Source organism: Pseudomonas sp. B3G-3 (assembly GCF_028640915.1).
GTDB lineage: Bacteria > Pseudomonadota > Gammaproteobacteria > Pseudomonadales > Pseudomonadaceae > Aquipseudomonas > Aquipseudomonas chlororaphis_I.
Genome location: NZ_JAQZAB010000130.1, coordinates 12,274 through 31,423, shown reverse-complemented (window position 1 = coordinate 31,423; position 19,150 = coordinate 12,274). Strand labels below are relative to the sequence as shown.

The following is a 19,150-nucleotide window of genomic DNA, read 5'->3' as shown; positions in this document are numbered from 1 at the left end:
CCTATTGCGCCTTGGCTGCTGACACGCGCCAGACCTTGTTGCCGACATCATCGGCCACCAGCAGATCCCCTTGCTTGTCGATCACTACGCCGACCGGCCGGCCCATGGCTTTCTCATCGGCGCTGAGGAAGCCGGTCAGGACGTCCACCGGTTGGCCCACCGGCTTGCCATTGGCGAAGGGCACGAAGATCACTTTGTAGCCGCTGTGGGGCTTGCGGTTCCACGAGCCATGCTGGCCGATGAACACGCCCTGGGTGAACGGCGCCGGCAGCTTGCTGCCTTCGGCGAATGCCAGGCCGAGGGAGGCGGTATGCGGGCCGACGGCATAATCCGGGGAGATGGCCTTGGCCACCAGGTCCGGGTTCTGCGGAGTGACTCGCACGTCCACATGCTGGCCGTAGTAGCTGAATGGCCAGCCGTAGAAGGCGCCGTCCTTGACCGAGGTGATGTAGTCCGGCACCAGATCGCTGCCGATCTCGTCGCGCTCGTTGACCGCGGTCCACAGCTGGCCACTTTGCGGTTCCCAGGCCATACCGTTGGGGTTGCGCAGGCCTGAGGCGAAAATCCGTTGCTTGCCGGTGGCGCGGTCGACTTCCCAGATGGCAGCGCGACCTTCCTCCTGGTCCATGCCGTTTTCGCCGACGTTGCTGTTGGAGCCGACCGTGACGTACAGCTTGCTGCCGTCCTTGCTGGCAATCACGTTTTTGGTCCAGTGGTGGTTCAGCTTGCCACCAGGCAGGTCGACCACCTTGGTCGGCTGGGCGTTGATCTTGGTGTCGCCGTCCTTATAGGGGAAGCGCAGCAGGCGATCGGTGTCGGCGACATACAGGTCATTGCCCACCAGGGTCATGCCGAACGGCGAGTTGAGGTTTTCCAGGAACACCGTGCGGGTTTCCGCCACGCCATCGTGATCCTTGTCCCGCAGCAGGGTGATGCGGTTCGGGCTGGGCACGCCAGCGCCGGCACGGCTCATGATCTTGCTGGCGATCCAGCCGCGGAAACCTTTGCTGTCATCGGGGGAGGGCGGGGCGTTGGTCTCTGCCACCAGTACGTCGCCATTGGGTAGCACGTACAGCCAGCGCGGATGCTCCAGGCCTTCGGCGAATGCGGCCACCTGGGTGCCGGCGGCGGCCACCGGTTTGGCGCCTTGCGGCCAGCCGATCGCGGGCGCGATGTTCACGGTCGGGAACAGGGTCTTGTTCGGTTCGGGCAATTTCGGCGAGGGGCCGGTGCCGTCGGAGACCTGGAGGGTGGAAGTTTCGCCACAGGCGGCGAGGCCTGCGGCGACGGCGACAAGGATGGCGTATCGAAGCTTGAGCATGCTGATTTCCCTATGAATGCACGAAGTCGGTGTAGTCATAGAGAAGCACAGATGGACGATGGTTCCACCTGCTCAGCGTGCTTCCTTGAACAGCACGGCAACGCCGGGGTGATAGTTGCCGGCTTCGTTGCGCAATTTGCGGTACGCGTAGGGGAAGTACCAGGCGACGGCGCAGCAGTGTTCCTTTTGCAGGTCGTCGACCATGTCCTGCAGTTCTTCCGGGGTGGCGCTGTGCTGGGTTTTCTGCGGCGTGACGAACAGGCAGCCGAGTTTCAGGTCGCTGGGGTAGCTGGCTTTTTTCGCGTCGCTGGCGGCATCCAGCAACGGTTGGGTCAGGTGCAGGCTATTGACCCGGGGCCAGCGCTGGGTGGTCTGGATATAGACACGCTCCTCCTGCGTGGCGATGTACAGGTCGGTGCGGCCGCTGCGGTCGCCGTCCTCGAGCTGTTTTTTGCTCGGTGTGTGTTCCAGGGTGACCATCTCCGCCATCCAGGCCGCCGCCGAGAGCAATCCCAGGTTGGCTTTTTCGTCGAACCAGTAAGGGCTTTCGTTATCGCCGCGCACGGCGTTGTAGCGGTCGATGCAATCGAACCAGCGTTCCAGGGCAGGGCGCAGGAATTCCAGTTTCGGATTGCTGATGATCATGCCTTGCATCGGACTTTTCCTATTATTGTTGAGATATTGGAGTTTTTTAACGCGATTATGGCTATTTGATATCACTGCGTTGAGTGTGGCACAAGATTGGCGTCATTTTTCCGATATGGCAGCCATTCGTCGATCTGCCGGGCCCCGGCTTTAATTGACGCTCCACCCCCAACCCTCTAACCTTCGCGACTTGTTTCAGGTGCTCTGTGGCCGCAGGTCGACAGAGTGAAACAGGGAAGCCGGTGAGTACGCGTGCCGAAGGCGCACGCACGACGATTCCGGCGCTGCCCCCGCAACGGTAAATGAGTCAAGACTGCGCCTGATGCCACTGTGTCGACTGTCGACATGGGAAGGCGCGCAGTTGGGCATCCCAGCCACTCACAAGCCCGGAGACCGGCCTGATCCATCCAACGGCATCACGGTGGGCGATGCCAGGCTTGCGCCGTCTATTCCTATTCCTGCCCCCCGTTATCCAGCCCCAACGGAGAGCTGCCCCATGACTGAATCCCCTGATCGTGACGAACGCCATCTGGCGCGCATGTTGCGCAAAAAAGCCGTGATCGATGAACGCATCGCCAACTCGCCGAACGAATGCGGCTTGCTGCTGGTGCTGACCGGCAACGGCAAAGGCAAAAGCAGCTCGGCCTTCGGCATGCTCGCGCGGGCCATGGGCCACGGCATGCAGTGCGGCGTGGTGCAGTTCATCAAGGGCCGCAACAGCACCGGCGAGGAATTGTTCTTCCGACGTTTCCCGGAGCAGGTGCGTTTCCATGTCATGGGCGAAGGTTTCACCTGGGAAACTCAGGACCGCCAGCGCGACATCGCCGCTGCCGAAGCCGCCTGGGCGGTTTCCCGCGAGCTGCTGAGCGACCCGAACATCGGCCTGGTGGTGCTCGACGAATTAAACATCGCCCTCAAGCACGGCTATCTGGACCTGGACCAGGTGCTCAGCGACCTGCAGGCCCGGCCGCCAATGCAGCATGTGGTGGTCACCGGGCGTGGCGCCAAGCCGGAGATGATCGAACTGGCCGACACCGTCACTGAAATGGGCATGGTCAAGCATGCCTTCCAGGCCGGGATCAAAGCGCAAAAAGGCGTCGAACTGTGAGTGATGCCCGTCATTGCCCGGCGGTATTGATTGCCGCGCCGGCTTCCGGTCAGGGCAAGACCACCGTGACCGCCGCGCTCGCCCGACTGCATCGCAATCAGGGGCGCAAGGTGCGCGTGTTCAAATGCGGCCCGGATTTTCTCGACCCGATGATTCTCGAGCGCGCCAGCGGTGCGCCGGTGTATCAGCTGGACATGTGGATGGTCGGCGAACAGGAAAGCCGCCGCCTGTTGTGGGAGGCCGCCGGCGAGGCGGACCTGATCCTGATCGAGGGCGTGATGGGGCTGTTCGACGGCACGCCGTCCAGCGCCGACCTGGCGCGGCATTTCGGGGTGCCAGTGCTCGCGGTAATCGATGGCACCGCCATGGCCCAGACCTTCGGGGCCCTGGCGTTGGGGCTGGCGCGCTATCAGCCGGACCTGCCGTTCGCCGGGGTGCTGGCCAACCGCGTCGGTACCTTGCGCCATGCGCAGTTGCTCGAAGGCAGCCTGACCGAAGGCCTGCGCTGGTACGGCGCGCTGTCCCGGGAAACCGGCATCGAACTGCCCAGCCGCCATCTGGGGCTGGTGCAGGCCAGCGAACTCAACGATCTGGATCTGCGTCTCGACGCGGCGGCAGCCGCCTTGGCTGACAGCTGCGAAGTGGCCTTGCCGCCCGCCGTGGCGTTTGCCGCTCCCCAGACGGTTGCCGTCGAGCCGCTGTTGGCCGGGGTGCGCATTGCCGTGGCCCGCGACGAAGCCTTTGCCTTTACCTATGGCGCGAGCCTGGATCTGCTGCGGGCCATGGGCGCCGAGCTGGACTTTTTCTCGCCGCTCCATGACGCGGCACTGCCCGAGGCGGACAGCCTGTACCTGCCGGGCGGTTACCCGGAGTTGCATCACCGGGCGCTGGCGGCGAACGGCTCGATGCTCAGTGCGATCCGCGCGCATCACGCCGCCGGCAAACCCTTGCTCGCCGAGTGCGGCGGCATGTTGTATCTGCTGGACTCCCTGACCGATGTCGACGGCGAGCGCGCCGAACTGCTGGGCCTGTTGCCCGGCGATGCGGTGATGCAAAAGCGCCTGGCGGCCCTGGCCTTGCAGGCGGTGGAACTGCCGGAAGGTTCGCTGCGCGGGCATACCTACCATCATTCGTTGACCAGCACCGAGCTTGCGCCGATCGCCCGCGGCCTGAGCCCGAATGGCGGGCGCGGCGCGGAAGCGGTTTACCGCGAAGGGCGGATGACCGCCTCCTATGTGCATTTCTATTTTCCGTCCAACCCCGAAGCGGTGGCGGCCCTGCTGGCGCCGGCAGGAGCGAGCGTGCTCGCGCGGTGCCCATGACCGACAACGCCTTTTCCGCAGCCGAACGCGACGCGGTCTATCGCGCGATCGCCGAACGTCGTGACATGCGCCACTTCGTCGGGGGCACGGTCGAACCACAGGTCCTGCGTCGCCTGCTGGAGGCGGCGCACCAGGCGCCCAGCGTCGGCCTGATGCAGCCTTGGCGTTTCATCCGTATCAGCGACCGACCGTTGCGTGAGCAGATCCAGCAACTGGTGGAAGAGGAACGGGTGCGCACCGCCGAGGCTCTGGGCGAACGCTCCGATGAGTTCATGAAACTCAAGGTCGAAGGCATCAACGACTGCGCCGAGGTCCTGGTGGCGGCGCTGATGGACGACCGTGAGCGGCATATTTTTGGCCGGCGTACCTTGCCGGAGATGGACCTGGCTTCGCTCTCCTGCGCGATTCAGAACCTCTGGCTGGCGGCCCGGGCCGAAGGGCTGGGCATGGGCTGGGTGTCGCTGTTCGAGCCCGTTGCCCTGGCCGAGCTGCTTGGCTTGCCGGCCGGAGCCAAGCCGCTGGCGGTGTTGTGCCTGGGTCCGGTCGGCGAGTTTTACCCGGCGCCGATGCTGGTGCTCGAAGGCTGGGCGCGGGAGCGTTCGCTGAGTGAATTGCTGTATGAAAATTACTGGGGAGTGAGTCAATGAGTGTGGCGTTGCTGAGTGTCGCCGGGGTAGCGCTGGACGCGTTGCTGGGCGAACCCAAACGCTGGCATCCGCTGGTGGCGTTCGGTCGTTTTGCCGATCGCATCGAGCAACGTTTCAACTCCGGCGGTCGCGGCTGGCGCAGTCATGGCGTCACTGCCTGGGTCATCGCAGTGCTGCCGCTGACCCTGCTGGCGACGTTGTTTTCCTGGCTGCCCTATATCGGCTGGTTGTTCGAGATCCTGGCGCTGTACTGCGCCCTCGGCCTGCGCAGCCTTGGCGAGCATGTCGAGCCGGTGGCCCAGGCCTTGCGCAGCGACGACCTGGATCAGGCGCGGCAGCGGGTCGGTTATCTGGTCAGTCGCCAGACCAGCGAGCTGGATGCCACCGAAGTCGCCCGCGCCGCCACCGAGTCGGTGCTGGAGAACGGCAGCGACGCGGTGTTCGCCGCCCTGTTCTGGTTTGCCGTGGCCGGCGCGCCAGGCGTGGTGCTCTACCGCCTGAGCAACACCCTGGATGCGATGTGGGGCTATCGTAATGAGCGTTTCGAGCGTTTCGGCTGGGCGGCGGCGAAGATCGACGACCTGCTCAACTATATTCCGGCCCGCCTGGTGGCCCTGACTTACGCGTTGCTGGGCAAGACCCGCCTGGCGCTGAAATGCTGGCGCCGCCAGGGGCCGACCTGGGACAGTCCGAACGCCGGGCCGGTGATGGCGGCCGGGGCCGGAGCCCTGGGTGTCGAGCTGGGCGGCGCGGCGATCTATCACGGCGAGCTGCACCAGCGGCCGCAGCTGGGCGAGGGGACGGCGGCCGACGCTTCGTCCATCGATCGCGGCTGGCAACTGGTACAGCGCGGGGTCTGGTTATGGCTGCTGATTCTCTGCGTGGGAGCTGAATTCTATGCTTGAGCACGGTGGTCGCCTGCGCAAGGCGGCCGAGCAATACGGCATCGCCGAGGCCGACTGGCTGGACCTGTCCAGCGGCCTGGCGCCCTGGCCGTGGCCGATTCCCGAGATCGGCATACGGGCCTGGGCGCGCCTGCCGGAAACCGACGATGGCCTGGAGCAGGCTGCCCGCGACTACTACGGCGCCGCCCATGTGTTGCCGGTACCTGGCTCCCAGGCGGCGATTCAGCTGCTTCCGCGTTTGCGCCGCGCCGGCAAGGTCGGCGTGCTGTCGCCCTGTTATGCCGAACACGCCGAAGCCTGGCGCCGCAGCGGCTACATCGTGCGTGAAGTGCTGGAACAGGAAGTGGACTTTTTCCTCGATAGCCTGGACGTGCTGGTGGTGGTCAACCCGAACAACCCCACGGGCCTGAGCCTGACCCCGGAGCGCCTCCTGGACTGGCATGCGCGCTTGGCGCAGCGCGGTGGCTGGCTGGTGGTCGACGAAGCCTTCATGGACAACACGCCCCAGCTGAGCCTGGCGGCCCAGGCCGATCAGGTGGGGTTGATCGTCCTGCGCTCCTTCGGCAAGTTTTTCGGCCTGGCCGGTGTGCGCCTGGGCTTCGTCCTGGCCGAGCGCAAGTTGCTCAAGCTGCTGGCCGAACAGGTCGGCCCCTGGGCCGTCAGCGGACCGACCCGGGTGCTGGGCCAGGTGTGCCTGCGCGACAGCCAAGGCCATGCGCGGCAACGGCTGCGCAGCGAAGTGGCGAGCCTGCGTTTGGCGCACTTGCTCGAGCGCCACGGCCTGAAACCCCAGGGTGGCTGTGCGCTGTTCCAGTGGCTGATCACCGATCGCGCCGAGCTGTTGCATGAGTTCATGGCGCGCCGGGGCATCCTGCTGCGGTTGTTCACCCATAACAGCAGCCTGCGCTTCGGCCTGCCGGCCGATGAAGCCGACTGGTCGCGTCTCGAACAGGCCTTCGTCGCCTACGCCAAGGAACATCCATGACCACCCTGATGGTGCAGGGCACCACTTCCGATGCCGGTAAAAGCACCCTGGTGACGGCCCTCTGCCGCTGGCTGACGCGCCAGGGTGTCGGCGTCGTGCCTTTCAAGCCGCAGAACATGGCCCTCAACAGCGCGGTGACCGCCGACGGCGGCGAGATCGGCCGCGCCCAGGCGGTGCAGGCCCAGGCCGCGCACCTGGCGCCACACACCGACATGAACCCGGTGCTGCTCAAGCCCAACAGCGACACCGGGGCCCAGGTGATCATTCACGGTCGCGCGGTGACCACCATGAACGCGGTGGCCTATCACGACTACAAGGCCATCGCCATGCAGGCGGTGCTGGCCTCTCACCAACGCCTGAGCGCGGCCTATCCGGTGGTGATGGTGGAGGGCGCGGGCTCGCCGGCGGAGATCAACCTGCGGGCCGGCGACATCGCCAACATGGGCTTTGCCGAAGCGGTGGACTGCCCGGTGCTGCTGATCGCCGACATCAACCGCGGCGGGGTTTTCGCCCATCTGGTGGGCACCCTGGAGCTGTTGTCGCCGAGCGAGCAGGCGCGGGTCAAAGGTTTCATCATCAACCGTTTTCGCGGCGATATCGCCCTGTTGCAACCGGGCCTCGACTGGCTCGAAGCGCGTACCGGCAAACCGGTGATCGGCGTGCTGCCCTACGTGCTGGACCTGCATCTGGAAGCCGAGGACGGCATCGACCAACGTCAGGCCGACAAGGCCGAGCAGGTGCTGAAAGTGCTGGTGCCGGTGTTGCCGCGCATCAGCAATCACACCGACTTCGACCCGCTGCGCCTGCACCCCCAGGTGGACCTGCAATTTATCGGTCCGGGCCAAGCGATTCCGCCGGCCGACCTGATCATCCTGCCCGGCTCGAAAAGCGTGCGCAGCGACCTGGCGTATCTGCGTGCCCAGGGCTGGGACAGGGCCATCGCCCGGCACCTGCGCTATGGCGGCAAGGTGCTGGGCATCTGCGGTGGTTTGCAGATGCTCGGCGAGCAGTTGCACGATCCCCTGGGGCTGGAAGGCGCGCCAGGTTCCAGCGCCGGGCTGGGGCTGCTGGCGTTCGAGACGGTGCTGGAAGAAGAGAAGCAACTGCGCAACGTGCGTGGACGCCTGGCGCTAGAGGAGGCCGAGGTCAGCGGTTACGAGATCCATGCCGGGGTCACCACGGGGCCTGCGCTGGAACTGCCGGCCGTGACTCTGGATGACGGTCGTTGCGACGGTGCGCGCAGTGACGATGGGCAGATTCTCGGTACCTACCTGCACGGCCTGTTCGAGGCGCCGGCGGCCTGCAGCGCATTGCTGCGCTGGGCGGGGTTGCGCGAGGTGCAGGCGGTCGACTACCACGCCCTGCGCGAGCGCGACATCGAGCGCCTGGCCGATCTGGTGGAACAGCATCTGGACACCGAGCACCTGCGCCAGCTTTGCGGGCTTTAGAGCGTCGGCGCCGGTATTGCGGCGCCGCTGTGGCTGTACCTCAATTCAAGGGTTTCCAAGCATGTTGCAACTGATCCTCGGCGGTGCCCGCTCCGGCAAGAGTCGCCTGGCTGAAAAGCTCGCCGGCGAGAGCGGCCTGGCCGTGACCTATATCGCCACCAGCCAGGCGCTGGACGGCGAAATGAACCAGCGCATCGAGCATCACCGCGAACGGCGTCCGGCCGAATGGGCATTGATCGAGGAACCCCTGGAGCTGGCGCGAGTGCTGCGTGAAGCGGCGAGCGCCGAACGCTGCCTGCTGGTGGATTGCCTGACCTTGTGGCTGACCAACCTGTTGCTGCTGGAGGATGCCGAGCGGCTCGCCAGTGAGCGCGAAGCGCTGTTGCAGTGCCTGGCGTCGCTGCCGGGCGAAATCATTTTTGTCAGCAACGAGACCGGAATGGGTGTCGTGCCGCTGGGCGAATTGACTCGCCGTTATGTCGATGAAGCCGGTTGGCTGCATCAAGCCCTGGCCGAGCGTTGTCAGCGGGTAGTGCTGACGGTGGCCGGCCTGCCCCTGACTCTGAAAGGAACTGCGTTATGAATGACTTCTGGTGGCTGCGGCCGTGCAAGGCGCTCGACACTCAAGCCCTGGAGGCGGCGCAGTCGCGTCAGCAGCAGTTGACCAAGCCCACGGGTTCGCTGGGGCAGCTGGAGCGGGTAGCGGTACAGCTGGCCGGCTTGCAGGGGCGGGTAAAGCCTGGCCTGGAGCAGCTGTGGATCGCGATTTTCGCCGGCGACCACGGGGTGGTGGCCGAGGGCGTTTCGGCTTATCCGCAGGAAGTCACCGGGCAGATGCTGCACAACTTCGTCACCGGCGGCGCGGCCATCAGCGTGTTGGCGCGACAGCTGCGGGCACACCTGGAAGTGGTCGACCTCGGCACGGTGACGCCCGGGCTGAACCTGCCTGGCGTGCGTCATTTGAATCTCGGGGCGGGTACCCGCAACTTCGTCGAGGGGCCGGCCATGACCCAGACCCAGGGCGAGCAGGCCCTACAGGCCGGACGTGACAGTGTGCTGCGGGCTGTCGAGCAGGGCAGCGAGCTGTTTATCGGTGGCGAGATGGGCATTGGCAACACCACCGCGGCCAGTGCCGTGGCCTGTGCCTTGCTGGACATTCCGGTAGCGCTCCTGGCGGGTCCGGGCACCGGCCTGAATGCGGCGGGTGTCAGCCACAAGGCGCGAGTGATCGAGCGTGCCTTGAGCCTGCATGCGGCCCAGCGTGGCGATGCCGTGCAGACCTTGTTCAACCTTGGCGGTTTCGAAATTGCTGCGCTGGTGGGGGCGTACCTGGCCTGTGCCCAGGAAGGCGTGGCGGTGCTGGTCGACGGCTTCATTTGCAGCGTGGCGGCGCTGGTGGCGGTGCGGCTCAACCCCGGGTGCCGGCAGTGGTTGCTGTTCGGCCACCGTGGGGCCGAGCCGGGGCATCGGCATATCCTGCAAACCCTCGAGGCCGAGCCTTTGCTGGACCTCGGCCTGCGCCTGGGCGAGGGTAGCGGCGCGGCGCTGGCGGTGCCATTGCTGCGCCTGGCCTGCGACCTGCACGGGCAGATGGCGACTTTCGCCGAAGCGGCCGTGGCGGATCGCCCTGCATGACCTTGCGCCTGGACCTGCTGCGCCATGGTGAAACCGAGCTCGGTGGCGGCCTGCGCGGCAGCCTCGACGATGCCCTGACCGACGCCGGATGGCAGCAGATGCGTGCCGCCGTTGCCGGCCAGGGACCCTGGGATCGGCTGGTGAGTTCGCCCTTGCAACGCTGTGCGCGTTTCGCCGAGGAACTGGGTGCGCGCCTGGCGCTGCCGGTGAGCCTGGACCCGGATCTGCAGGAACTGCATTTCGGCGCCTGGGAGGGGCAGAGCGCGGCGGCGCTGATGGCGACCGATGCTGAGGCGCTGGGGCGGTTCTGGGCTGATCCCTATGCCTTTACTCCGCCGCAGGGCGAGCCGGTGCTGGCGTTTTCCGAGCGGGTGCTGGGGGCGGTCGAACGTCTGCACCAGCGTCATGCCGGCGAGCGGGTGCTGCTGGTCAGCCATGGCGGAGTCATGCGCTTGTTATTGGCCCAGGCCCGGGGGTTGCCGCGCGAGCAGTTACTGAGCGTCGAGGTCGCTCACGGTGCCTTGTTCGCCCTGACTGTCGAGGCCGGCCTGGTGTTGAGCGAAGGAGTCTGAGCGTGCTGCCATTCTGGATCGCCCTGCAATTTCTCAGCAGTTTTCCGGTGCGTTTGCCGGGCATGCCATCGCCCGAGGAAATGGGCCGGTCGTTGCTGTTCTATCCGCTGATTGGCCTGCTGTTCGGGCTGCTGCTCTGGGGCATGAACCAGTTGTTGATGGGCGCGCCGCTGTTGCTGCATGGGGCGTTGTTGCTGACGGTCTGGGTGCTGCTCAGTGGTGCCTTGCATCTCGACGGGCTGGCCGACAGTGCAGACGCCTGGCTGGGTGGCTTCGGCGATCGCGAGCGTACGTTGACGATCATGAAGGACCCGCGCAGCGGGCCGATCGCCGTGGTCACCCTGGGGCTGGTGTTGCTGCTCAAGTTCGCCGCGCTGGTGGCGCTGATCGAGCAGCAGGCCGGTGTCGCCTTGCTGCTGGCGCCGCTGATCGGTCGCGGCGCCTTGCTCGGGCTGTTCCTCTGTACGCCTTATGTACGCCCTGGTGGCCTTGGGCAGGCGCTGGCGAATCATCTGCCGCGTCCGGCCGGCAAGTGGGTGCTGGCGCTTGCTGCGCTGGCGTGTGTAGTGCTCGGTGGTTATGGCGCGGTGTGGGCGTTGCTGCTGGCGGGCGTGGTGTTTGTCGGCTTGCGCCAGCTGATGCTGCGTCGTCTGGGCGGCACCACCGGGGATACGGCGGGGGCTCTGCTGGAACTGCTGGAGGTGGCGGTCCTGGTGGGGTTGGCGCTGTTCTAGAAAGGCGGGGCGCGGGTTTTATCCGCGCCCTGGGCTTTGCAAATTTCTTGCATTCCATTAATCGCGGGTATATACACGCACCATGCTTCCTTCTCAATGTCTGTGCACCAACCTGCGTCGCGCCGCCCGTGGCGTCAGCAGGTTCTACGACGGCGCTCTCGACGGCTTCGGGATCAACGTTGCCCAGTATTCCTTGCTGAGCAACCTGCAGCGTCTGGACCAACCGAGCATTTCCAGCCTGGCCGAAGCGATGGGGCTGGATCGCAGCACCCTGGGCCGTAACCTGCGGGTGCTGGAAGGCGAGGGGCTGGTCCGGTTGTCCGAAGGCGAGGATCAACGCAATCGCATCGTCCAGCTGACCGAGGAAGGCCAGCAGCGATTGCTGGCGGCCTTGCCGGCCTGGGAGGCGGCGCAACAGCGTTTGATCGACCGTCTGGGTGCAGAGAAACGCGAAACCTTGCTGGCCTTGCTGAACGAACTGGCGTGAACGCCTTTTGTTCGATGATAAGCGGGTATATACCCGTAAATGGAGAATAACGATGACTTCGATGTGGCGTACCAGCGGTTGGGTTCTTCTCGGGAGCGCGCTGATCCTGGCCTTGTCCCTGGGGGTAAGACACGGTTTCGGTCTGTTTTTGCCGCCCATGAGCGCCGAGTTCGGCTGGGGGCGCGAGGTGTTTGCCTTTGCCATTGCCTTGCAGAACCTGATCTGGGGCCTGGCCCAGCCCTTCACCGGCGCCCTGGCCGACCGCTTCGGCGCGGCCAAGGTGGTGATGATCGGCGGCGTGCTGTACGCCGTGGGCCTGTTGTTCATGGGATTGGCCGACTCACCGCTGTCGCTGTCGTTGAGCGCCGGATTGCTGATCGGTATCGGCCTTTCGGGGACCTCGTTCTCGGTGATTCTCGGCGTGGTGGGGCGTGCACTGCCGGCGGAAAAACGCAGCATGGGCATGGGCATCGCCAGTGCGGCCGGTTCGTTCGGTCAGTTCGCCATGCTGCCGGGCACCCTGGGCTTGATCGGCTGGCTCGGCTGGTCGTCAGCGCTGCTGGTGTTGGGGTTGCTGGTGGCGTTGATCGTGCCGCTGGTGAGCATGCTCAAGGACAAGCCGCTGCCAAGCCTGGGCCATGAGCAGAGCCTTTCCGAGGCCTTGCGTGAAGCCTGTTCCCATTCCGGGTTCTGGCTGCTGGCGTTCGGCTTTTTCGTCTGTGGTTTCCAGGTGGTATTCATCGGCGTGCATTTGCCGGCTTACCTGGTGGACCAGCATTTGCCGGCCACAGTGGGCACCACGGTGCTGGCGCTGATCGGCCTGTTCAATATCTTCGGGACCTACACCGCTGGCTGGCTGGGCGGACGCATGTCCAAGCCACGCTTGCTGACCGGCCTGTACCTGTTGCGCGCGGTGGTCATCGGCCTGTTCCTCTGGCTGCCGGTGACGCAACTCAGCGCATATCTGTTCGGCATGGCCATGGGCTTCCTGTGGCTGTCGACGGTGCCCCTGACCAATGGCACGGTGGCCACCTTGTTCGGGGTGCGCAACCTGTCCATGCTGGGCGGCATCGTGTTTCTGTTTCACCAGTTGGGCTCGTTCCTCGGCGGCTGGCTCGGCGGGGTGGTCTACGATCGAACCGGGAGTTATGACTTGATCTGGCAGGTGGCGATTCTCCTCAGTCTGCTGGCCGCGGCCTTGAACTGGCCGGTGCGCGAGCGTCCGGTCGCGCGTTTGCAGGCAAGCGTGGCATGAGCCGGGCAGGCCTGCGCTGGGTCGGCCTGGCGGTTGTCGTCGTGCTGTTGGCGTTGGCCTGGTGGGGCTGGCACCAGGGTGGGCTGGCGCTGATGCAGTTGGGCATGGGCGTCTGCTAGGAGGCACTTGCTAGGGCGTCCGCCGGGCGAGTAGCTTCACCCTTTGACGGTACTTTCAAGGAGTTGAATATGTTGGCGCGTTGGCTGGCTGTTCCAGCTGTACTCATGGTGTTTGCCGGTTCGGCGTGGGCGGGCGAATGCCCGTCGCTGTTGCAGGGCTCGCTGCCCAAGCTGCGCGCCAAGGAATCCATCGACCTGTGCCAGCGCTTTGCCGGCAAGCCGCTGGTGGTGGTCAATACCGCGAGCTTTTGCGGCTTTGCCCCGCAGTTCAAGGGGCTCGAAGCGCTGTACCAGCGTTACAAGGATCAGGGGCTGGAGCTGGTAGGCGTGCCCTCCAATGACTTCAAGCAGGAGTCCAAGGATGGCGCGGAAACGGCCAAGGTCTGTTATGTGAACTACGGCGTCACCTTCACCATGACCGAACCGCAGCAGGTCCGAGGCCCGGACGCGGTGCATTTGTTCAAGGTCCTGGCCGAGCAGAGCAGTGCGCCGAAGTGGAATTTCTACAAGTATGTGGTCGATCGCCAGGGCAAGGTGATCGCCAATTTCTCCAGCCTGACCAAGCCGGACAGTCCGGAACTGATCGAGGCGGTGGAACAGGCGCTGGCGTCCAAGCCTTGAGTGTTATCCGCGGTCAATAAAAAAGCCCCGGCATCCTTGGATGCGGGGGCTTTTTCGTTCAGGCCGTCAGGCTTCAGAAGCGGTAGGTTGCACCCACGCCAAAGCCGTTCGCGCTGTTCTCGTACTCGGAGCTGTAAGACTGGCCGAGCGTATTGTGGTTGTTGACCTTGACTTTCTCTTCCTTGAGGTAGGAGTAAGCCACATCGATGGTCAGGTCTTCGGTTGGGCTCCAGCCGGCGCCAAGGCTGAAGATGGTCCGGTCGCCGGTAGGAATGCGTGGCGAACGGTTGGTGTTGTTGGCTGGCGACTGGTCGAAGCTCAGGCCGGTACGCAGTACCCACTGCTTGTTCAACTGGTAGGAAGTACCGATGGCGTAGGCCCAGGTGTCGTGCCAGTTCTGCTCTTCCTTGATGCTGCTGAGCGCACCCGGGGCCAGAAGACCGCCGGCGCTGGCAGTTACACCTTCGTTTTGCACGGTGATGTCTTTCAGGCGGCTCCAGCGGGTCCAGGTCGCACCGGCATAGAGTTTCCAGGCATCGTTGAGGTCCTGGGTCACCGACAGGTCGGCCGATTCAGGGGTGGTGATGTCCAGCGAGGCATCGTAGCGAGCGCCACGCAGCAGAGCGCCTGGAGTACCGGCGCCTGGGCTGACTTCGGTGTGGCCTTCCAGCTTGTACTTGACCTTCGAGTGGTAGGTCAGGCCCACGCGGGTGGTGTCGGTCGCCTGGACCAGCAGCCCAATGTTGTAGCCGTAGCCAATGTCGTCACCCTTGATTTGCACACGGCCGTCGTTAGGCGAAAGAGGGGTGGTCAGTGCCGATTCCAGGGTGCCGGAGATACGGTTGATGGTCGGACCGAAACCGATCGACACCTTGTCGTTGAAGGCGTAGCTGACGGTTGGCTGGAAGGTGATGACTTTAACTTCGCTCTTGCTGCCGAAGTTACGGCCCTGGAAGCCGTTTTCGTAGTCGGTGATCAGGCCGAATGGGGCATAGACACCCAGACCGAAGGCCCACTGATCGTCGATAGGCTTGACGTAGTAGCCCATCGGCACGGCAGTGAAAGGCACCATGTCGCCTTTGTTGGTGCCGCTACGGCTGCCGCTGGCATCGTTGATGTCGGTGGATGCATCAATGGCCGCGACGCCACCAGTGATTTGCTGGCGTTTCAGGCGCGACATACCGGCAGGGTTGCCAAAAACTGTGCTTGCATCGTCCGCAGCAGAGGATCGACCGGCGAAACCAGTACCCATGCCGCTGATGCTTTGTTCGTTCAGGGCAAAACCACTTGCGAAAAGTTGGGTGGATGCCATGGCAACGGCAAGGCTAAGACTGGTTTTGAGTATTACTTTTTTCATTATTAGAACTCCTGGTGATCACCGGAGCGAAAATTACCAACATTTCCTCCTCAGCGCTATAGCCTGTATGGCTTGAGATAGAGCGGTTTTGTAGGACAATCAGACCAAAATTGCCGTTGTTTGCACGAACTTGCAAAAAGTCCGATCAGCAGGCGACCTGATTCAGTGGTGCAACACAGGTTTGCCAGGCATCGGCAAAGTCCCGCAAGCGTCCTTGTGGCTGGAAGATCTGCTTCCAGATGCGAGCCATGCCGAGCAGGTCGCCGGCTTCGGGGAGCGGGGTGTTCTGCTCTTCTACCAGCAGCCAGGCGATGGCGGTGGCGTAACGCAGGTTGACGGTCAATTCCAAGTGCGGGCCGCTGAGGAATGCGTGCTGGCTGGCCAGGCCGCGAACCAGGCTGGCGCGTTCCGGATCCAGCGCCAGATAGTGGTCCCAGAGTGCCTGGTGGCGGGGTTCGGCGATGCGGTAGAGGCCGTGGCCCCTGCGGTCGTGCAGGGCGGAGCCGAGGGCGGATTGGCTGGCGGCGATGCCTAGCAGCAGTGATTCTGCGGTGCGACTGTGGTTGCCCAGATAGATCAGGGTCGGGCGGATCACGTAGCGGCACAGTTCGCTGGCGGCAATACCCATAAAGCCCTCGAAGCGTGAAAGTGGCCGGCGAGACCTGATGGGGGAGCTTGGCAGCGGTGGATCGGTCAGACTCGCCGGAAGCGGATCATGCCGCTTGAGTTGAAGTGTAGTGTCATATCGTTGCTGTAAAGGACTGTTTTTAAAATATTTCCAGCTTCGAGTTATAACCGTTATATCGGATGATGCTTTAGCCGACGGCGGAAAAACCGAAATAACAGGCAATAAAAAAGCCCCGCTGTTCAGGCGGGGCTTCGGGTTTTCAGCGCTCTGGCGTCTCAGGCAGTCAGGGCCTGACGGGTGCGCTCGATCACCGCTTGCAGCGGCTCGGCGCTGGAATACTGGTCGGGGTACAGGCGTTCGCTGTGACGAGCGATACCGTGTTCGTTGACCAGGGTGAAGCTGAAGCAGCCTTTGCGAGCGGCCATGATCAGGCAGTTCATTGGAGCAAAAGCGTTGGTGAGGGTGCGAATGGCATCCTGAGTCTGGATTTGAGTAGACATAGTTATTGGGTGTTCCTACAAATGACACGGTTAAGAACCGTGCAACGTTAAAACGTTCCAGTAACGCCGACCACCATTGGTCGAACGAAGAACCCGACTGGAACAAAGCAGCCAGTTGGAAGCGCTTTATCAAGTGCGCGCTAGGGCTGGCAGGTAGGTACTTAGGAGGGCAGGCAATCACAGCGGGGGTTAAGGTTCTGGGCCCCAGGTGAAGATCCTGATCAATTTGCAGGTTGGTTCGGTCAGAGTAAAAGGGCTTCGCGACATCCTTTGCAATGTGTTCAAAGGCGGTGTCGGCGAAAGCTTTACCTGGAAACCAGCGAGGTGGTCGATCCCGTGTAGTCGGTAGAAACTTCTCTTCAGGGAAGCTGAACCGGGGGACTTGTTCGACCAGAATTGACTTTCAGCTTGGTACTAACGCTGTGGATGATAACGGATTGATGTAGCTGGTGCAAGTGTGTTAGGCAAAATGGTTATGAGTATCGCAGGGCAGGCCGCGAATGAGCCGGGCCGGACTTTCACCGCAGTGGGGCAGAAAAGTTGTTACTGGAATCTTTGGTCTTCGATGTTGTTCTCCCGGGAACGGACGAAAAAGGTGCAGCGATATAACTGGATCGAGGGTACTTGTGCACAATAGTTGCGCGGGCTGTCACCGGCCTGTCACCTCACCTGCCGGGCCCTCCAATGCCTGCGATGAAAATTTAAGTCAATGAAAAACATCGGTTTTTTTTACTGGTGAAAAAATCGTCAGTTTGACTGCGGGCCCCGTCCCATGCGGCTTTCGGCGACTTGTAGGGCGGTTGTCCACTGAGTTATCCACAGCTTCTGTGGATTGTCCCAAGCGCTTGCTCTAGCACGGGCGTGCCGAGTTCTTTTCGACTTTACGCGTGCGAAAAAAGGAGTAGAGTGGCGCGCCTTCCGATCTGCCCTACAGTGCTTTATGAAGTTTCGCTCAGTGTCACCTTCTGTTACCTCTGCCTCTTCCAGTGTTACCGAGCCCAAGCGTTTTTCGTTACGCGTGGCCATGTGGCTGCTCGACAGCCCACGCCTGGGTGATAACCGGAACATCAAGCACTTTGCCGGGCGTTTGCTCAAGCAGCCTGCCCGGGAAGGGGTGGTGGCAGCACAGAGTCGTCTTGGCCAACTGATGTGCCGCGAATGCGGCAACGCCCGCGATCGGCGGATCGGCCACGATCTGCTGCGTCAGGCGGCACGGGCTGGCGATCGTCGCGCCCAGCAGGAGCTTGGCCAGATCGAAGACTGAGCTGTCCAAGCCTCGGTCCCTTGGTTAACCTTCAAGCTTTATTTCCCTGTCTGGAGTGGCTATGGCTATGGACTTGACCAGCGTACTGCTCGGTCTGGCAGGCGCGGCATTGCCCTTGGTGGCGCTCGCCTGGCAACTGCAACGCCGTCTGAGCTCCCGCCAAACCGAACTGTCCCTGCTGGAGGAGCGCCTGGCCACCGCACTGCTGGCGCAGGATGGCTTGAACGCCCAGCTGGATGCCTGCCGCGACGAGATCAGCGACCTGGGCCAGGCGAATGCCGTGAAGCAGGCCGATCTGGCGGCGGTGCGCCGGGAAGTCGAGTTGTTGCAGATCGAACGCGACAACGCCCGTGACGCGGCCCACGCCTGGAATCTTGAGCGGGCCAACAAGGAAGCCGAGTTGCGGCGCCTGGACGCCCAGGCCGCGTCATTGAATGCCGAGCTGCGCGAGCAGCAGGAAAGCCACCAGCAACGCCTGAGCGACCTGCAAGGCTCGCGGGACGAGCTGCGGGCACAGTTCGCCGAGCTGGCAGGCAAGATCTTCGATGAGCGCGAGCAGCGTTTTGCCGAGAACAGCCAGCAGCGTCTCGGACAATTGCTCGACCCGCTCAAGGAGCGCATCCAGTCCTTCGAGAAGCGGGTCGAAGAGAGTTATCAGGCCGAAGCGCGCGAGCGTTTTTCCCTCGGCAAGGAACTCGAACGCCTGCAACAGTTGAACCTGCGCTTGAGCGACGAGGCGACCAACCTGACGCGCGCGCTCAAGGGCCAGAAAACCCAGGGCAACTGGGGCGAGCTGATTCTCGAGCGGGTGCTGGAACATGCCGGCCTGGAGAAAGGCCGCGAGTACCAGACCCAGGTCAGCCTCAAAGGGCCCGACGGCGAGCGCTTCCAGCCCGACGTGCTGATCATGCTGCCCGGCGACAAGCAGGTAGTAGTGGACTCCAAGGTCAGCCTGACCGCCTACCAACAGTTTGTCGCGGCGGACGATGAGGTGATCGGCCAGGCGGCGCTGAAACAGCACGTGCTGTCCTTGCGCAATCACGTCAAAGGCCTGGCCGGCAAGGACTACAAGCGCCTTGAAGGCTTGCACAGCCTGGATTTCGTGCTGCTCTTCGTACCTATCGAGGCGGCCTTTTCCGCCGCCTTGCAGGCCGAGCCCAACCTGTTCCAGGAAGCCTTCGACCGCAACATCGTGATCGTCAGCCCGACCACGCTACTGGCCACGCTGCGAGTGATCGACAGCCTGTGGAAGCAGGAGCGGCAGAGCCAGAACGCCCGGGAAATCGCCGAACGCGCCGGTTGGCTGTACGACAAGTTCGTGTTGTTCATTCAGGATCTGGATGAGGTCGGCAATCGTCTGCAGCAGCTGGACAAGGCCTACAGCGCCGCGCGCAACAAGCTGACCGAGGGGCGCGGCAACCTGGTCAGCCGTAGCGAGCAACTGCGCTTGCTCGGCGCGCGCGCGAGCAAGAGCCTGCCGGCGGACCTGCTGGAACGGGCGATGACCGATGCCGACGGTGCCCTGCTCGAGCTGCCGGATTGAGCTGTAGCCGCTGCCGTAGGCTGCGATCGGCCCCGGAGGGGACGCGGCGCTTTC

21 protein-coding genes and 1 riboswitch are annotated in these 19,150 nt (G+C 63.6%); of the genes, 16 read left to right on the top strand and 5 right to left on the bottom strand.

Going from position 1 to position 19,150, the window contains the following annotated elements; all coding sequences use genetic code 11:
- Nucleotide 1: 1 nt before the first annotated feature.
- Nucleotides 2-1,321: a PQQ-dependent sugar dehydrogenase gene (locus PVZ80_RS29140; RefSeq protein ID WP_273864898.1), complete on the bottom strand. Its 1,320-nt coding sequence runs from the start codon at nucleotides 1,319-1,321 to the stop codon at nucleotides 2-4.
- Nucleotides 1,322-1,393: 72 nt separating this feature from the next.
- Nucleotides 1,394-1,975: a hypothetical protein gene (locus PVZ80_RS29135; protein ID WP_124335356.1), complete on the bottom strand. Its 582-nt coding sequence runs from the start codon at nucleotides 1,973-1,975 to the stop codon at nucleotides 1,394-1,396.
- 171 nt (nucleotides 1,976-2,146) lie between these two features.
- Nucleotides 2,147-2,382: riboswitch (cobalamin riboswitch) on the top strand.
- Nucleotides 2,383-2,462: 80 nt separating this feature from the next.
- Between PVZ80_RS29135 and cobO the strand changes: the two genes are divergently transcribed.
- The 14 genes from cobO to PVZ80_RS29065 all read left to right on the top strand — a co-directional run bounded on the left by cobO (nucleotide 2,463) and on the right by PVZ80_RS29065 (nucleotide 13,804).
- Nucleotides 2,463-3,074 carry a cob(I)yrinic acid a,c-diamide adenosyltransferase gene (cobO, locus tag PVZ80_RS29130; RefSeq protein ID WP_025805652.1) on the top strand — a complete coding sequence of 204 codons (612 nt, stop codon included), beginning with the start codon at nucleotides 2,463-2,465 and terminating at the stop codon, nucleotides 3,072-3,074.
- The gene (locus tag PVZ80_RS29125; protein WP_028683145.1) at nucleotides 3,071-4,396 is read left to right on the top strand and encodes a cobyrinate a,c-diamide synthase; all 1,326 of its coding nucleotides are present in this window, start codon (nucleotides 3,071-3,073) and stop codon (nucleotides 4,394-4,396) included. The genes cobO and PVZ80_RS29125 overlap by 4 nt, the downstream gene beginning before the upstream one ends.
- Complete coding sequence (gene bluB, locus PVZ80_RS29120; protein WP_101283177.1) at nucleotides 4,393-5,043, top strand: 5,6-dimethylbenzimidazole synthase; 651 nt, start codon at nucleotides 4,393-4,395, stop codon at nucleotides 5,041-5,043. Before PVZ80_RS29125 ends, bluB begins: the two co-directional genes overlap by 4 nt.
- Nucleotides 5,040-5,948 carry an adenosylcobinamide-phosphate synthase CbiB gene (gene cbiB, locus PVZ80_RS29115; RefSeq protein WP_009050260.1) on the top strand — a complete coding sequence of 303 codons (909 nt, stop codon included), beginning with the start codon at nucleotides 5,040-5,042 and terminating at the stop codon, nucleotides 5,946-5,948. Before bluB ends, cbiB begins: the two co-directional genes overlap by 4 nt.
- Complete coding sequence (cobD, locus tag PVZ80_RS29110) at nucleotides 5,941-6,933, top strand: threonine-phosphate decarboxylase CobD (RefSeq protein ID WP_009050259.1); 993 nt, start codon at nucleotides 5,941-5,943, stop codon at nucleotides 6,931-6,933. The genes cbiB and cobD overlap by 8 nt, the downstream gene beginning before the upstream one ends.
- Nucleotides 6,930-8,381, top strand: coding sequence for a cobyric acid synthase (locus tag PVZ80_RS29105; protein WP_016702501.1), 1,452 nt, complete (start codon nucleotides 6,930-6,932; stop codon nucleotides 8,379-8,381). Before cobD ends, PVZ80_RS29105 begins: the two co-directional genes overlap by 4 nt.
- Before the next feature lie 61 nt (nucleotides 8,382-8,442).
- Complete coding sequence (cobU, locus tag PVZ80_RS29100; protein WP_016702500.1) at nucleotides 8,443-8,964, top strand: bifunctional adenosylcobinamide kinase/adenosylcobinamide-phosphate guanylyltransferase; 522 nt, start codon at nucleotides 8,443-8,445, stop codon at nucleotides 8,962-8,964.
- Nucleotides 8,961-10,016, top strand: coding sequence for a nicotinate-nucleotide--dimethylbenzimidazole phosphoribosyltransferase (cobT, locus tag PVZ80_RS29095; protein ID WP_257373079.1), 1,056 nt, complete (start codon nucleotides 8,961-8,963; stop codon nucleotides 10,014-10,016). Before cobU ends, cobT begins: the two co-directional genes overlap by 4 nt.
- A complete protein-coding gene (cobC, locus tag PVZ80_RS29090; RefSeq protein WP_273864897.1) occupies nucleotides 10,013-10,588 on the top strand; it encodes an alpha-ribazole phosphatase family protein in 576 nt (191 codons plus the stop codon). The genes cobT and cobC overlap by 4 nt, the downstream gene beginning before the upstream one ends.
- A 2-nt stretch (nucleotides 10,589-10,590) precedes the next feature.
- Nucleotides 10,591-11,322, top strand: coding sequence for an adenosylcobinamide-GDP ribazoletransferase (locus PVZ80_RS29085; protein ID WP_198919242.1), 732 nt, complete (start codon nucleotides 10,591-10,593; stop codon nucleotides 11,320-11,322).
- Between the two features lie 82 nt (nucleotides 11,323-11,404).
- A complete protein-coding gene (locus PVZ80_RS29080; RefSeq protein ID WP_016702496.1) occupies nucleotides 11,405-11,809 on the top strand; it encodes a MarR family winged helix-turn-helix transcriptional regulator in 405 nt (134 codons plus the stop codon).
- Between the two features lie 52 nt (nucleotides 11,810-11,861).
- The gene (locus PVZ80_RS29075; RefSeq protein ID WP_009050252.1) at nucleotides 11,862-13,064 is read left to right on the top strand and encodes an MFS transporter; all 1,203 of its coding nucleotides are present in this window, start codon (nucleotides 11,862-11,864) and stop codon (nucleotides 13,062-13,064) included.
- Nucleotides 13,061-13,183, top strand: a complete 123-nt coding sequence (locus PVZ80_RS29070) for a hypothetical protein (protein WP_255222802.1) — start codon at nucleotides 13,061-13,063, stop codon at nucleotides 13,181-13,183. Before PVZ80_RS29075 ends, PVZ80_RS29070 begins: the two co-directional genes overlap by 4 nt.
- A 69-nt stretch (nucleotides 13,184-13,252) precedes the next feature.
- Complete coding sequence (locus PVZ80_RS29065) at nucleotides 13,253-13,804, top strand: glutathione peroxidase (protein WP_025805639.1); 552 nt, start codon at nucleotides 13,253-13,255, stop codon at nucleotides 13,802-13,804.
- 73 nt (nucleotides 13,805-13,877) lie between these two features.
- Here PVZ80_RS29065 and PVZ80_RS29060 read toward each other — a convergent pair whose 3' ends face one another.
- From PVZ80_RS29060 to PVZ80_RS29050, 3 genes are all read right to left on the bottom strand, one after another.
- The gene (locus tag PVZ80_RS29060; RefSeq protein WP_103330914.1) at nucleotides 13,878-15,161 is read right to left on the bottom strand and encodes an OmpP1/FadL family transporter; all 1,284 of its coding nucleotides are present in this window, start codon (nucleotides 15,159-15,161) and stop codon (nucleotides 13,878-13,880) included.
- A 145-nt stretch (nucleotides 15,162-15,306) separates the two neighbouring features.
- On the bottom strand, nucleotides 15,307-15,789 hold the full coding sequence (locus tag PVZ80_RS29055) for a hypothetical protein (RefSeq protein WP_009050248.1): 483 nt from the start codon (nucleotides 15,787-15,789) through the stop codon (nucleotides 15,307-15,309).
- A 275-nt stretch (nucleotides 15,790-16,064) separates the two neighbouring features.
- Complete coding sequence (locus PVZ80_RS29050; protein WP_007927809.1) at nucleotides 16,065-16,289, bottom strand: hypothetical protein; 225 nt, start codon at nucleotides 16,287-16,289, stop codon at nucleotides 16,065-16,067.
- Between the two features lie 940 nt (nucleotides 16,290-17,229).
- Between PVZ80_RS29050 and PVZ80_RS29045 the strand changes: the two genes are divergently transcribed.
- Together PVZ80_RS29045 and rmuC are read left to right on the top strand one after the other, a co-directional pair.
- A complete protein-coding gene (locus tag PVZ80_RS29045) occupies nucleotides 17,230-17,553 on the top strand; it encodes a hypothetical protein (RefSeq protein ID WP_028681973.1) in 324 nt (107 codons plus the stop codon).
- Nucleotides 17,554-17,728: 175 nt separating this feature from the next.
- Entirely contained in the window at nucleotides 17,729-19,096 is a 1,368-nt protein-coding gene (gene rmuC / locus PVZ80_RS29040) for a DNA recombination protein RmuC (protein WP_162096439.1), read from the top strand.
- The last annotated feature ends 54 nt before the right edge of the window (nucleotides 19,097-19,150 follow it).